Here is a 14,384-nt window from a genome sequence, read left to right as displayed (position 1 = left end):
TGATCTAGATGCGGTTCTTGTTGCTGAAGCGGTCGATCAAAACGGCGAGCAGGATTGCGGCGCCTGTCACGGACCCCTGCCAGAAGCTGTTCACGCCAATGAGGTTCACGCCGTTCTGGATGCAGGTGATCATCAGCGCGCCCAGCACGGCACCAATGGCGCTGCCCGTTCCGCCAAAGAGGCTGGCCCCGCCGATGACGACGGCGGCAATCGCCTGCAGCATAAGGCTGGCACCGGCCGTGGCTTCGGCGTTGAGGATGTAGCTGACGGTCAAAAGTCCGGCGAAAGAAGCAAGCAGGCTCGATACGACATAGGCCGCGAACTTGATACGCAGAACCGGGATGCCGAGCAGCCGAGCGGCAACCGCCGATGAGCCGACAGCATAGAACCAGCGTCCGACCACGACCTTGCGCAGGACGTATTCCAGCACGACCATCAGTATGATGCAGAACAGCAGATGGTTGGGTATTGCGGGAATAATCTCGCCCGAATTCAGGAGCCAGAAATCCGGCGCTCCGATCGGCATCGAACGACCGTTTGTGACGATGAAGGCAAGGCTGCCCGCCACCGCGTAGGTGATGAGCGTGACGACGAACGGCGCGAGCCCGACGACCGTGACCAGAAGGCCATTGATCGAACCGAACACAAGGCCGACCGCCAGGCCGGCAGCGCTCGCGGTTAGTCCATCAGCGCCACTGGCCATCGCCAGCGCGGTTACCATTCCGGTGAGGGAGAAAACGGAGCCGACCGAAAGATCGATACCGCCGGTGACAACGACCAGCAAAACACCAAGCGACATGATGATGAGAGGCGCGGCGGCTTGAATAATGTTTTGCAAATTGCCCATGCTGAGTGCGGCGGGCACGAACATTCCGACGGCCACCAGCAGAACTACGATTGCCGCGGCAATCGCGGCTTCCGTGCGGTAGGACAAAAGAACTGCTGGGACGCGCGACCTGGTGGTCCGGAGTTTGTTGGTTGTCGTGGCGCGGTTCGCTGTGTCGCTCATGCCGCCATCCCCGTCAGTTCGGCGAGCCCGCCCTCTGTGTAGCGTTCTGCTGGCAGGAATCCCTTTGGCCGCCCATCGGTGTCAAAGGCGAAAATGGCGTCGCAAAGCTCAAGCAGTTCGACGTTCTCGGTCGACCACCAGATGATGATCGCGCCAGCGTCTGCCATCTCCCGGATCAAGCCATAGATGTCATGCTTTGTGCCGATGTCGACGCCACTCGTCGGCTCTTCCAGCACTACTATTTTGAGCGGCAGCCCAAGCCAGCGTGCGACGAGAAGCTTCTGCTGGTTGCCGCCGGAAAGCGAGGCCGGCAGGTCCCAGATCGAGGAGGCCTTTAGTTTTAGCGCTGAAACGAGATCCAGACATTCCTGCCTCTCGGCCGCGGCAACGATCCGCCGCTTCTCGCGAACCCTGCGCGCTGCAAGCACGTTGTCGACGATCGGAAGCTGCGAAAGGATGCCCTTGGTTGCCCGGTCACCCGAGACAAAACCGATGCCGGCGCGCGCCGCTGCCGCTGGGGACGAGAAGCGGTCCCCAAAACCCTCGCCGGAAAGGCGCCAGCCCGCTCCGGGTCCCGCGCCCACAAGGGGAGCAATGAGACCGGTCGGACCCGCCGGTGCGCCGGCCAGACCCAGGATGGTGCCGGGCAAAATCGCGATACGGACGTCGTCTGGGCCCAGGAGTTGGATTGGTGCGCCCTGCCGGAGGTTCTTTTGCGGGTTGCGATGCGTTGCCGAACGCTGCGTGGGTTGTCCCATCTGCTGGACAATCTCAGCGTCGCTGAGCGAGGCGACAGGGGTAGCATTCGCGATGGTGACGCCATCGCGCAAAATAGTGCAGACATCGCAGACCTCGCGGATTTCACGCATACGGTGAGAAACAAAGACGATGCCGATGCCTTCCTCGCGCACCAGCCGCCTCAGCACCGAGAAAAGTTTGGCTGTCTCGCCGGCGGTGAGATTGGCCGTGGGCTCGTCGAGAAGCAGCACTTCGGCTCCAGTGGAAAGCGCACGAGCGATCTCGACGATCTGGCCCTCGTGAAGCGACAATTTGCGTGCCGGAAAATCGATGATTTCTTCGCCGATCGCTGGGTCGATCAGGCGGAGCGCACCAAGCGCAATTTCGCGCATGCGGCGGCGGCTGATCAGCGACCAGGCTGACCTGGCATGCACAATGCCGATGTTTTCCGCCACCGACAGCTCGGGCAACAGCGCTAGTTCCTGATGCACCACAGCGATGATCGGGCTGGTGCGGCCGGCCTTCGACGAGCGCAAGTCAATATCGCCGGCATCGCGCGAGGTCAGCCCCGTGACGATGCGGATGAGGGTGCTTTTGCCGGCGCCATTGCCGCCCAGGAGCGCGTGGATTTCGCCAGCCCGGACCTGAAAACTCACGCCCCGGAGGACTCGCGTCGCGCCGTAGCTCTTCTCGACGTTGGAAGCTTCGATCAGCGTCTTCCTGGCTGATCCCAGCCCAACGCCCGGAACATTGCCGCAAGTGCCCAAGCTTTGAGCTGACCCTGGTTCCATCCTCTATCTCCTCCCGAGACGGCAGGATCATGCGACCGATTGACATTCGGCTCAATTCTCGTTTCTTAATATTTTGTGTAGCTGAGCTTAACTGACGAGCACAATGTCGGATTTCAAGTTCAATTCCATGACCCATTTCGAGGCGGTCGCGCGTCTCGGAGGCGTGGCGAAGGCCGCGCAGGAATTGCGCGTGACACCTTCGGCGGTCAGCCAGCAACTGCGGCTGCTGGAACACCAGCTCGGGGTGCGGCTTTTTCAACGCGAGAAGCGTCATCTCTCGCTCACTATCGACGGCGAGCGGCTCTTTCAGACCACCACGCAGGCTTTCGAATCCATCCGCGAGGTGCGCAACGCCATCGTTCGGCAGCGTGAGAGCTTCCAGCTCAGCGTCCGTGTCAGTCCTTCTTTCGGTGAGAAGTGGCTGGCACCGCGCTTGGCCGAATTCAGCAAGGACTATCCGAGCTGGAATTTGCGGGTCGACGCGACACCCAACTTCTCCGACTTCGAAACGGAGGTCATCGATCTCGATCTTCGTTACGGCGACGGCGGCTGGGCCGGCCTCTATTCCGATTGCGTCGTCAACGACCTGATCCTGCCGATGTGCTCGCCTTCCTATCTTACCGAACTGCACGCGATCTCGCCGGATCCGCGCGAGCAGCTTCGCCATGCGCGATTGATCGACAGTGTGAAGGCCTATTTCCGTTGGGATTACTGGCTGCCGCGCAACGCCATCCAGGGGGCCCGCATGACCTATCCCTATCGTTTTGACCGTTCATCGATGTCGGTTCAGTTGGCTAAGGATGGGGCAGGCGTGGTCCTGGAGAGCACATCGATCGCATTCGAGGACCTGGTGTCGGGCTCCCTGGTGCCGGTCTCAACCGAGTTCGACGTCATAGAGTTTCCGGGCTATTGGCTGGTCTGTCCTTCGCGGCATATGAACCGGCGCGCGGTTCGCCTGTTTTCGGAATGGGTGTCACGGATCGGAAAGCGTGATACCGATCTGGCTCGCCATTTTCTGTTGGAGAAGCAACTCCACATATCGTTCGAGCGACGGCCGCATTTCGGCGCGCAGGATGACAGAGCCACACCAATGGCGTGATACAATAATGTTGATCCCGTATTAGAGTTTTTCAGAACGGCCAAGTTGACCTTGTGCGCATGGCGACAATAACGTTCTCAGCAGGTCGAGGCGCACCATGCGGTGGTCCTGTCGCAAGGAGGCAAAGCCAATTCCACCGAAACAAGAGGTCATAATACGCACGAAGTCGACCGGATATCTTTCCGCCTCCGTGGTGGCTATCTGAAATCCCGACACGCCGACCGTGGTCTGCGGGCGGGTTCATTGGGGCAAAGGCCCTAAATCGAATGAGTATTGCAGGGCGGCCGAGCAAATTCGGCGCTGTGACGAAGATGCCTAGGAACCTTCTGGAAAGACTGACAGGATTTTTTCTCTCGGCCGAGCTGCACCGCTATCGGCTCGGCCGCGTGCGCGAAAGCAGTTGAACGATGTGCTGAAGTTCGGCTTTCATGACGGGCGTAGCCGAACCGGAATGCCTCGGGCGCGTTCGCGGGGTCGAGTGCAAAACGAATCCCGGGCGTGATGGCAAGGCCCGCGCTGGCCGCGTTCGCGGCCCAGGTTTCCCCGCTCAGCCCGTTTCGCAGGCGCAACCAGAGTGCCAGGCCACCCGCCGGGAGGTCGAACATGACATCGTCGCCGAGATGCCGGCTGGCTTCCTCGGCCAGGAGATCACGCCGCGACGCGTAGATGCGTCGGGCCTTGCGGGTGCCGTTGCAACACTCCGTCTCCAATCAGCCTGGCCAGGGCTTGTTCGAGTGGGAAATCTCCCTGGCGGTCGATTGCCTCTCGCCGGTCGGCTATACGCGCCAGGATGTTCGGCCGCGCGGTTATATATCCGATCCGGATAGCGGGTGTGAGCAGCTTGAACAGGGAGCCGACATAGACGGTGGGCTGTTCCGGGTGCGCCCGTGCGGCTAGCGGCAGCACGGGTCGTCCTTCGAACCGGTATTCGTGATCATAGTCGTCCTCGATGACGACCAGTCCATGCTTTCGCGCGATGTCGAGCAGTTTTAGCCGGCGACCGGCACCGAGCGTCGGGTATTGATGGTGTGGCGTGACATAGATCGCTTTCGGGGCCGTTTCCTGCTGGGCGATATTTTCGAGTTGCGTGACGTCGATACCCTGGGTGTCAACTGGTACGGCGATGATTCTGGCGCCTGCTGCCCGAAACGCCGTCCACCAGAGGATAGCCTGGCACCTCCACGGCAATGGCTTGGCCAAGGTCAATAACCGCAGCCGCTGCCAGGAACAGCCCCATCTGGCTGCCCCTTGTCACCAGTATCTCATCAGGCGAGGCCGCAAGTCCACGATCGCTTGCTAGATAATCGGCAAGTGCCAGCCGCAGGACGCGCGCACTACGTGGATCGCCGTATCCAGCGTCGGACGCAAAAGTGCTGGACTGACCAGAAACTCGGGACGGCTTACGGAGGATGCTGGGGACATATTGGCAGGCTCGCTTTACCAACCCTATTGCAGAGTCCACCGGGCCGCCGGCAACATAATCAAGGGGCACTCGCATAGGACAAGCCGGTGTTTTGTTTCTCCCGGATCATCTGCGATTTAAATCAAATCCGTCTGTGGATATTGACGATTGCGTGACCCTCACCTCGTAGACGGCTAACGCGGGCGGCAACTGAGAGGGTCATATGACAAGCGATTTTTCTGCCGCGCGAGTGCATCTAGATCGAGCGTATCATTATCTGCGAGGCGATGACCCGATGAGCCAGAGGGGGCGCGAAGCCTTGGATCTGCTAATTGAGGCAGTTGCCGTCGAGGAGTTCAAGCAGCCGAGCCAAAACGCGCAGGTGCTAATGTTTCCGATTGGGCGCCGCTTCTGAGGCGATCTCCATGGCGGTAACCATCAACGTGATGTGCAAACATTCTCAGAATATTGCCCGCCAATGCATGAGCCGAATCGGCAATCGAATGGGAGTCCGAAGCCTGTCGCTCGCAATCTTCCGAATTTCGCTGCGCCAATTGTCATCGGCGGCAGCTATTCCGGAAAGGCCGCCCGGCAGTTCCGCCAGGTTCTGGTGATCGACGCCGGTTTGCGGCGGAACGCTTTTTGCCAGCCATTCGCCTGCCTTCCTGTCCCAGGACGGCGTCGATCCGGCCGAGATCACGGAACGGTCGCCTGAATAGCTTTCGCGCTGCGCGACGCCCTGGTACTACGGAACGACCGAACGGGTGAGGGGAGCCGCGACGGTTTCGGGTCCTACTCGCCGACGGCCCTCAGCGGAGGGAGTCTTTTCGCTGCCGGCGTTTCAGATGCGCCGCCAAGGGTCAATGGCTGGCGGAGAATGGGGAAACAGCGTTCCACCGACCCTGCTGTATGGCTGTGAACTTTATCCGGACGGCTCGGCGTGATTGGTGCCGATCCTGCTCGGTCCACTAGGCACTTCGTCTGTCCGAATGAGGAGGCGCCCGCTGCTTTGCCCTGCGGGGCAAATGCCCATTTTCCATAATCATTGTATATATCAGTGCTAGGAAGGTCCGAATTGGAAACGAAAACATCCAAATTGGAAACAAAAAATGGGGCGAGGCTTATGATGTTGAGCTGTAGCCGAGGCAAATCGCCTGCACAGCTTTTCCGCTATCTATCGGCCAAGTGGCCTGCGGCGTTCAATCCGAAAGCGCCCAGGCCGCTCAAGATCGGCATCCATCATGACATTCGGGTGCTCGACGGCGAACTGTCCGATGATGAATTGAGGAGAGCCCTGCTGGCGTATACCAAGATGGCCAAATACTTGGCGAGACTGGATGCCGGCGCCGCACGGGTCAATCTCGATGGCAAGCCGGCCGGCGTGGTCTCGGATGCGGACGCGGTGACCGCCAAGGCTTTGCTTTGCGCCCGCAAGGACAAACAAAAGGGCAAGCAAACGCTGGAGCCAAGGGTAGAGCCTCAAGCGCCACCCAAACCAAAACCGAAGCGAACCGCCGTGTTCAAGGCGAAGAATACGGCCGACAACCCGACCGGCATAATCGTTGAGACGAAGCGTCGCCGGTCATTCCGAAAGCCGATGACTTGATCGCCGCTAAGCGATAGCTCGCGCCGACCGGGACAGCCCTCAGGGTCGGAGCACATGGCGCCCGCGCCAATCCGAATTGCCGCGATCGCAATGGAGCTGCCGCATTCGCGCGCGAAAAACGGACTGGTCGGTCATCCCTTCTTCGGGATGAACGAAGGCCGGAGGCTATTCCGATGGTCGTTCTGGCTACCGCTGCGACCGTGATATTTCGGGATGGCAGTCAGATCGATGCCGGCCCAGATTGACTGTGGCCATACTGCTGCTCAACCACCTCTCAGTTGATGACGTTGGAAAGAATGGGAAGCAGATTGGGCAATTCAGCGCGCAGGCCTGACGGCGCCAGCTTCTGCCGGGCGATCGCCTTCGGGCGTGGCGGCAGGTGAACCCGAGCAGGCGGCAAAAAGCGGCGACGACGGCGCTCTGGCCATGGCTGTCGAATATTGGCCCTGAATCTCCACGTTGGTGCAGTGGTCGCAGCACGCCCTTGATCATCGCGGCGACCTCCGAAGACGAACAGCGCTTGAGTTGCGAGAAAATGCAGGTCGAGCCCTTTTCGACATGCCAGTAGGTCATCACGCCGCGACCGCCATAGCGGACATGCCATTCCGTCATCAGGTTGCCGTCCCAAGCGCCTAACTTCTTGGACTCCGACGCGCAGGCCGTCCCGGATTCGCCCCAGATGGGGGTGTTGCGGATCGCCTGTGTTGCATTGGCAACGCGCCCGCAAGCCGCCTCGAGCGCGCCCCTTGGCAAGCACGTGACCCCTGAGCCAGCCAGGAGCCCTCCCATGGGTCAATACGGTCAGGTCGCCTGCCATCATTCCACGACAGGACAACTAATAAAGAAGGTGTCGCCGGTCTGGCGTCTGACGACCGTATACTATCCGACACTGTTTTGTCGCCTTTGTTGGGTCCGCGACACCGGGCTATTTCATCGAGCTCTTGTCTGCCTCGGGCTAATCCCCTGAAAAGTAATCACAATGTTTTTCTTCTGCTGGGTCGGCCAAATTGGCACGAGTTTTGAAACTCCTTCGTTGGGAGCCGGGAGCCGACGACCGATCTTCATTTCGTGGATGACACCGCGATCGATGGAACGAAGAAAGAAAAGCATAATGTCAAATCCGCATCAGATAGCATCCTATGGCAAGGGGGCCTTGGCGAAACCGCCCGTACCCAAACAGGCTGCCAACCTTGTGGACACTTGCGCAGGAAATCTTGATGGCCGGCTGCGACTCAAGGGCCCACCACACTCGCCTTAAAGTTCTGCATCTCGCCGCGCGGTATGCCTAGACAGTTACACGTTGGCCGATCTTGACATCGAGTCGGGCTACTCCCCGGAGGACGTCTACGTGCCGTCTTAATCATTCGCTGCCGCAGCGCCTTCCGCCCTTCCATCGCTTAGAGAGTGAAGTGCCACCATGTCCGAACAACCCTTGCCGACGCTGCCGATGTGGCGCGTCGATCACATCGAGCCCTCGCCTGAGATGTTGGCGCTACGCGCCAACGGTCCGATCCACCGCGTACGCTTCCCGTCCGGGCACGAAGGCTGGTGGGTGACAGGCTACGACGAGGCCAAGGCGGCGCTGTCCGACGCGGCGTTCCGGCCCGCGGGAATGCCGCCGGCGGCATTCACGCCGGATTCGGTGATTCTCGGTTCGCCGGGGTGGCTGGTCTCGCATGAGGGGGGCGAGCATGCCCGGTTACGCACGATCGTGGCGCCTGCCTTCAGCAACCGCAGGGTGAAGCTGCTCGCGCAGCAGGTCGAGGCGATCGCCGCTCAGCTGTTCGAGACGCTGGCGGCCCAGCCCCAGCCCGCCGACCTGAAGCGCCACCTCTCCTTTCCGCTGCCGGCTATGGTCATCAGCGCGCTGATGGGCGTGCCTTACGAGGATCACGCCTTTTTCGCCGGGCTGTCCGACGAGGTGATGACGCATCAGCATGAAAGCGGCCCGCGCAGCGCGTCGCGCCTGGCCTGGGAAGAACTGCGCGCTTACATTCGCGGCAAGATGTGGGACAAGCGCCAGGATCCGGGCGACAACCTGCTGACGGATCTGCTCGCGGCGGTCGGCCAGGGCAAGGCGACGGAGGAAGAGGCGATCGGCCTGGCGACGGGCATGCTGGTGGCGGGACACGAGAGCACCGTCGCGCAGATCGAATTCGGCCTGCTGGCCATGTTACGCCATCCGCAACAGCGCGAACGGCTAGTCGGCGATCCATCCCTGGTGGACAAGGCGGTGGAGGAAATCCTGCGCATGTACCCGCCGGGCGCGGGCTGGGACGGCATCATGCGCTATCCGAGGACCGACGTGACTATCGCGGGCGTGCATATTCCCGCAGAGAGCAAGGTGCTGATCGGCCTGCCGGCGACGTCGTTCGATCCGCGCCATTTTGACGACCCGGAAATCTTCGACATCGGACGCGACGAAAATCCGCACTTGGCGTTCTCCCACGGGCCGCACTACTGCATCGGCATGGCGCTGGCCAGGCTGGAACTCAAGGTGGTGGTCGGTTCGATCTTCCAGCGCTTTCCCGCGCTGCGCCTGGCCGTGGCGCCCGAAGAACTGAAGTTGCGCAAGGAGATCATCACTGGCGGGTTCGACGAGTTCCCGGTGCTCTGGTGATGCGCGGACGCCGCCCGGAATCGCGGTCTTCTCCGCAATTTGCCGGCGCGCCCAGCGCGCGCCGGTCAGATCAGCCAGCCAACAGGTAACCAAGATGGACGTGCAAGAAACCACGGCAGCATGCCGGGACGCCTTCGCCGAACTTGCGTCGCCAGCGTGTATCCAAGACCCGTATACGTTCATGCGGTGGTTGCGCGAGCACGATCCGGTGCATCGTGCGGCGTCGGGCCTCTTTCTGTTGAGCCGCCACGCCGACATCTACTGGGCGCTCAAGGCCACGGGCGATGTGTTTCGGGGACCGGCGCCGGGCGAACTGGCGCGCTATTTCCCGCGTGCGGAGACCAGCCTGTCACTCAATCTCCTCGCGTCCACGCTAGCGATGAAGGAACCACCGACGCATACGCGTCTGCGCCGGCTGATCTCGCGCGATTTCACCATACGCCAGATCGACAACCTGCGGCCGAGCATCGCACGCATCGTCGCAGCGCGCCTGGACGGCATGGCGCCCGCGCTGGAGCGCGGGGAGGCGGTGGACCTGCATTGGGAATTCGCGCTGGCTGTGCCCATTCTGGTCTTCGCCGAACTGTTCGGCATGCCCCAGGATGACATGTTCGGGCTCGCCGCCGGCATCGGCGCCATTCTGGAAGGCCTGAGCCCACACGCCAGCGATCCTCAGCTCGCCGCGGCGGACGCGGCCAGCGCCAGGGTGCAGGCCTACTTCGGCGACCTCATACAGCGCAAGCGCACCGATCCCCGCAACGACATCGTGTCGATGATGGTCGGCGCACACGACGACGATGCCGACACGCTGTCGGATGCGGAGTTGATCAGCATGCTGTGGGGCATGCTGCTGGGCGGCTTCGCCACCACTGCTGCGACCATCGACCATGCGGTCCTAGCGATGCTGGCGTATCCCGAACAGCGGCACTGGCTGCAGGGAGACGCCGTGGGGGTGAAGGCATTCGTCGAAGAAGTCCTGCGCTGCGACGCGCCTGCCATGTTCAGCTCCATTCCGCGTATCGCCCAGCGCGACATCGAACTGGGCGGCGTGGTGATCCCGAAGAACGCGGACGTGCGCGTGCTGATCGCGGCCGGCAATCGCGACCCGGACGCCTTCTCCGATCCCGACCGCTTCGATCCCGCGCGGTTCTACGGCACCACTCCTGGCATGTCGACCGACGGGAAGATCATGCTGAGCTTTGGCCACGGCATCCACTTCTGCCTCGGTGCGCAACTGGCCCGGGTGCAGTTGGCCGAGAGCCTGCCGCGGATCGAGGCGCGCTTCCCCACGCTGGCATTGGCCGAGCAGCCGACCCGGGAGCCATCCGCGTTCCTCAGGACGTTCCGCGCGCTGCCGGTGCGACTGCATGCTCAGGGGGGCTGAGATGCGCGTCGTGATCGATCAGGATCTATGCGGAACCACCGGGCAGTGTGTGCTGACGCTGCCGGGCACCTTTCGCCAGCGCGAACCGGACGGCGTGGCGGAAGTGTGCGTGGCGACGGTCCCGCAGGCGCTGCACGCCGCCGCGCGGCTCGCGGCCAGCCAGTGTCCGGTCGCCGCCATTCGGGTCATCGAAAGCGACGCTGGCGAGCGCGCCAGCGCCGACCCTGCGCCTTCTCCGGCGCAGGCTGAGCGGCATGCCGCGAAAGACCAACGCAACCCAGGAGGACGGTTTGAAGGCAAGGTGGCCGTGGTGACCGGCGCCGGCGCCGGCATCGGCAAGGCATGCGCCCTCGCCATCGCGCGCGAGGGCGGCAGAGTGGTGGTGGCCGACATTGATGGCTCGGCGGCCGTCGCCTGCACCGCGCAGATCGCGGCCGAAGCGGGCCACGCGCTGGCCCTGGCCATGGACATCGCCGATGCGCAGGCGGTGGCAGCGCTGTTCGAGACGGCGGAGCGGCACTTCGGTGGGGTCGACCTGCTGGTGAACAACGCGAGCGCCATGCATCTGACACCGCGCGACCGCACGATCCTCGACCTGGACCTGGCGGTCTGGGATCAGACCATGGCGACCAATCTGCGCGGCACGCTGCTCTGCTGCCGGCAGGCCATCCCACGAATGATCGCCCGCGGCGGTGGCGCGATCGTCAACATGTCGTCGTGCCAGGGGCTCAGCGGTGACACCGCGCAGACGTCCTACGCCGCGTCGAAGGCGGCGATGAACATGCTGTCGGCCTCGCTCGCCACCCAGTACGGTCATGCGCAGATCCGCTGCAACGCGGTTGCGCCGGGTCTCATCATGACCGAGCGTCTCCTCGCCAAGCTGGACGAGTGCATGCAACGGCATCTGAGCCGGCACCAACTCCTGCAGCGCGTCGGCCGCCCCGAGGACGTGGCCGCGCTGGTGGCGTTCCTGCTCTCCGACGATGCTGCGTTCATCACCGGCCAGGTCCTGTGCATCGACGGCGGCATGCTGGCGCATGTGCCGACGTACGCCGACGGTGGCAACAGCCGCGCCGCGCGGCCTGCCGGCGACACCGCCAAAGCGGCCGCGGGGCCGCGCTGCTGATGGACATGCTGCTCAACCCGCTGGACCGTCGGCACCGGCTGCGGGACGACATCCCGGTCGTGCCCGGCGCTTTCCCCCTGGTCGGACATCTTCCCGCCATCGTATGCGACCTGCCGCGCCTGCTGCGGCGCGCGGAACGGACGTTGGGCAGCCACTTCTGGCTGGATTTCGGCCCTGCCGGACACCTGATGACCTGCGTGGATCCGGATGCGTTTGCACTGCTCCGGCACAAGGACGTGTCCTCGGCGCTGATCGAAGAGATCGCGCCCGAATTGCTTGGCGGAACGTTGGTCGCCCAGGACGGCGGCGCGCACCGGCAGGCGCGCGACGCGATCAAGGCGGCGTTCCTGCCCAAGGGGCTGACCCAGGCCGGCATCGGCAACCTGTTCGCGCCCGTCATCCAGGCGCGGGTGCAGGCGTGGCGCGACCGCGGCGACGTAACCATCCTGCGCGAAACCGGCGACCTGATGCTCAAGCTCATCTTCAGCCTCATGGGAATCCCAGCGCAGGACCTGCCGGGATGGCATCGCAAATACCGGCAACTGCTGCAGTTGATCGTCGCGCCCCCGGTCGACCTGCCCGGACTGCCCTTGCGGCGCGGCCGCGCCGCCCGCGACTGGATCGACGCGCAGTTGCGCCAGTTCGTCCGCGACGCGCGCGCACATGCCGCGCGCACTGGGTTGATCAATGACATGGTGAGCGCCTTCGATCGCGGCGACGATGCGCTCTCCGACGACGTCCTGGTCGCCAATATCCGCCTGCTGCTGCTTGCCGGTCACGACACCACCGCCTCGACGATGGCCTGGATGGTGATCGAGCTGGCGCGGCAGCCTGGGCTTTGGGACGCCCTGGTCGAGGAGGCGCAACGCGTGGGCGCGGTGCCGACCCGGCACGCGGACCTGACGCAGTGTCCGGTCGCCGAGGCGCTGTTCCGCGAGACGCTGCGCGTGCATCCGGCGACCACGCTCCTGCCGCGTCGCGCGCTGCAGGAATTGCAACTCGGCCAACGGCGCATTCCTGCGGGCACCCCTCTGTGCATCCCGCTGCTGCATTTCTCGACCTCTGCGCTGCTGCACGAGGCGCCTGATCAGTTCCGCCTGGCACGGTGGCTGCAACGCACGGAGCCGATCCGGCCGGTGGACATGCTGCAGTTCGGTACCGGCCCACACGTCTGCATCGGTTACCACCTGGTATGGCTGGAAATGGTGCAGTTCTGCATCGCCTTGGCACTGACCATGCACAAGGCCGGGGTGCGGCCGCGGTTGCTGAGCGCCGTCGAAAAAGGTCGGCGCTATTTCCCGACCGCACATCCGTCCATGAAAATCCGCATCGGATTCTCATGAGCTGGCATCGCATGCCCCGTGTGGCGAGGCAGCTGCGCCGGCGACGCGCGGCAATGCTGCACTTGGCGCGCGCGCTCGGTGCGACGCCGCCAACACCGCGGCGGCTCGGACGCTCGCCGTGGCCGTGCCAGGTACAAGGACATGAACGACATGCAGACCGATTCCACGCTACACGACGACGCGCAGGCGCGTGGCGCATCCGGCAGGCTGCCGCCGGAGATCTGGATGCAGGACGGCGCAAGGCGGGTCGAACAGGCGCTGGCGCGTCTTCTCTGCGCCGAAGACGACGGTGAGACCGAGCTGATGGCGGCGATGCGCTACGCCACCTTGCATGGCGGAAAGCGCACCCGCGCCTTGCTCTGTCTGGCTACCGGCGCACTGGCCGACACGCCGGCGCCCATGCTCGACGATGTTGGCGCCGCCATCGAGATGATGCACGCCTGTACCCTGGTCCACGACGACCTGCCCGCAATGGACGATGACGTGCTTCGCCGCGGCCTTCCGACCGTGCACGTCAAGTTCGGCGAAGCCACTGCGATCCTGGTCGGCGATGCGCTGCAGGCGCACGCCTTCCTGACCCTGGCGAGCCTGGATGCGCCGGGCGACAACCGTATCGCGCTCGTGCGCGAACTGGCGCAGGCGGTGTCCGCCGAGGGTGCCGCAGGCGGGCAGGCCATGGATCTGTCGCTGGTAGGAAAGCACGTCGAGCTGGACAGGATCGTGGCGATGCACCGGATGAAGAGCGGAGCACTAGTGCGCGCGTCCGTTCGCATGGGCGCGCTATGCGCCATCGCGGAGGATGCCGCCCACGCTGCGCTGTACTGTGCGCTCGATCGCTACTCCGCCTGTTTCGGCCTGGCGTTGCAGGTGGTCGACGACATTCTCGACGCGACAGCGGATACCGCGACGTTGGGCAAGACCCCCGGCAAGGACGCGGCGGCGCAGAAGCCGACCTGTGCGTCGATCATGGGGCTGCAGGCAGCGCGCCAGTTGGCGCTGGATCTGTTGCGCGACGCCGGGGAGGCCATCGCCCCGCTGGGAACGCGTGCGGAACGGTTGGCGCAGATGCTGCAGCGGGCCAACGCGTATCTGTTCAAGCACGCGCCATGCGCATGAGCGCGCCCGTCCGCATGGAGTCGCCCCTGTGCCGCTGCGATCGATCGGCCGGCGTGAGCGATGCATGCTGCACTGTGTCCAAGTCGGCGGCGGCGATCGCAGCGGTTGCTCAGCACAGCCGCGGCGTACGCGGCGCGCCGCGCGCAAGCC

The 14,384-nt window shown here is 63.6% G+C and carries 14 protein-coding genes and 1 pseudogene; 10 read left to right on the top strand and 5 right to left on the bottom strand.

Annotated elements, in window-relative coordinates; genetic code table 11:
* Nucleotides 1-4: 4 nt before the first annotated feature.
* Together EB231_RS31875 and EB231_RS31870 are read right to left on the bottom strand one after the other, a co-directional pair.
* Nucleotides 5-1,009 (bottom strand): ABC transporter permease, encoded by a 1,005-nt coding sequence (locus EB231_RS31875; protein WP_069091228.1) that lies wholly within the window; start codon nt 1,007-1,009, stop codon nt 5-7.
* Entirely contained in the window at nt 1,006-2,538 is a 1,533-nt protein-coding gene (locus tag EB231_RS31870; RefSeq protein ID WP_246740801.1) for a sugar ABC transporter ATP-binding protein, read from the bottom strand. The genes EB231_RS31875 and EB231_RS31870 overlap by 4 nt, the downstream gene beginning before the upstream one ends.
* Nucleotides 2,539-2,641: 103 nt before the next feature.
* On the opposite strand from EB231_RS31870, the gene EB231_RS31865 reads away from it, so the two are divergent.
* Nucleotides 2,642-3,637: a LysR substrate-binding domain-containing protein gene (locus EB231_RS31865; RefSeq protein WP_172352318.1), complete on the top strand. Its 996-nt coding sequence runs from the start codon at nt 2,642-2,644 to the stop codon at nt 3,635-3,637.
* A gap of 257 nt (nt 3,638-3,894) precedes the next feature.
* On the opposite strand, the gene EB231_RS31860 is transcribed toward EB231_RS31865, so the two are convergent.
* Both EB231_RS31860 and EB231_RS31855 read right to left on the bottom strand, forming a co-directional pair.
* The gene (locus tag EB231_RS31860; RefSeq protein ID WP_172352317.1) at nt 3,895-4,242 is read right to left on the bottom strand and encodes a hypothetical protein; all 348 of its coding nucleotides are present in this window, start codon (nt 4,240-4,242) and stop codon (nt 3,895-3,897) included.
* A gap of 43 nt (nt 4,243-4,285) precedes the next feature.
* Nucleotides 4,286-4,837 carry a PLP-dependent aminotransferase family protein gene (locus EB231_RS31855; protein ID WP_172352316.1) on the bottom strand — a complete coding sequence of 184 codons (552 nt, stop codon included), beginning with the start codon at nt 4,835-4,837 and terminating at the stop codon, nt 4,286-4,288.
* Between the two features lie 425 nt (nt 4,838-5,262).
* Here EB231_RS31855 and EB231_RS35325 point away from each other — a divergent pair, with 425 nt between their 5' ends.
* From EB231_RS35325 to EB231_RS31845, 3 genes are all read left to right on the top strand, one after another.
* A complete protein-coding gene (locus EB231_RS35325) occupies nt 5,263-5,454 on the top strand; it encodes a hypothetical protein (RefSeq protein WP_027033412.1) in 192 nt (63 codons plus the stop codon).
* A gap of 10 nt (nt 5,455-5,464) precedes the next feature.
* Entirely contained in the window at nt 5,465-5,653 is a 189-nt protein-coding gene (locus tag EB231_RS31850; protein ID WP_172352315.1) for a hypothetical protein, read from the top strand.
* Between the two features lie 461 nt (nt 5,654-6,114).
* Complete coding sequence (locus EB231_RS31845; protein WP_246740800.1) at nt 6,115-6,645, top strand: ProQ/FINO family protein; 531 nt, start codon at nt 6,115-6,117, stop codon at nt 6,643-6,645.
* A gap of 186 nt (nt 6,646-6,831) precedes the next feature.
* On the opposite strand, the gene EB231_RS31840 is transcribed toward EB231_RS31845, so the two are convergent.
* Complete coding sequence (locus EB231_RS31840) at nt 6,832-7,434, bottom strand: Tn3 family transposase (protein ID WP_445299292.1); 603 nt, start codon at nt 7,432-7,434, stop codon at nt 6,832-6,834.
* A 628-nt stretch (nt 7,435-8,062) separates the two neighbouring features.
* Here EB231_RS31840 and EB231_RS31835 point away from each other — a divergent pair.
* The 6 genes and pseudogenes from EB231_RS31835 (at nt 8,063) to EB231_RS31815 (ending at nt 14,234) form a co-directional block, all read left to right on the top strand.
* Nucleotides 8,063-9,265, top strand: a complete 1,203-nt coding sequence (locus EB231_RS31835; RefSeq protein WP_172352313.1) for a cytochrome P450 — start codon at nt 8,063-8,065, stop codon at nt 9,263-9,265.
* 94 nt (nt 9,266-9,359) lie between these two features.
* On the top strand, nt 9,360-10,649 hold the full coding sequence (locus tag EB231_RS31830) for a cytochrome P450 (RefSeq protein WP_172352312.1): 1,290 nt from the start codon (nt 9,360-9,362) through the stop codon (nt 10,647-10,649).
* 1 nt (nt 10,650) lies between these two features.
* A pseudogene (locus EB231_RS35615) lies at nt 10,651-10,932 on the top strand (ferredoxin); the annotation flags it as partial.
* An 18-nt stretch (nt 10,933-10,950) separates the two neighbouring features.
* A complete protein-coding gene (locus EB231_RS31825) occupies nt 10,951-11,775 on the top strand; it encodes an SDR family oxidoreductase (protein WP_027033417.1) in 825 nt (274 codons plus the stop codon).
* Entirely contained in the window at nt 11,775-13,118 is a 1,344-nt protein-coding gene (locus tag EB231_RS31820) for a cytochrome P450 (RefSeq protein ID WP_172352311.1), read from the top strand. Before EB231_RS31825 ends, EB231_RS31820 begins: the two co-directional genes overlap by 1 nt.
* A gap of 150 nt (nt 13,119-13,268) precedes the next feature.
* Complete coding sequence (locus EB231_RS31815) at nt 13,269-14,234, top strand: polyprenyl synthetase family protein (RefSeq protein WP_027033419.1); 966 nt, start codon at nt 13,269-13,271, stop codon at nt 14,232-14,234.
* Nucleotides 14,235-14,384: the final 150 nt, after the last annotated feature.

It is taken from the genome of Mesorhizobium sp. NZP2298 (assembly GCF_013170825.1).
GTDB lineage: Bacteria > Pseudomonadota > Alphaproteobacteria > Rhizobiales > Rhizobiaceae > Mesorhizobium.
Note: the sequence above shows the minus strand (reverse complement) of the source record. Positions and strands in the feature narration are given on the sequence as shown.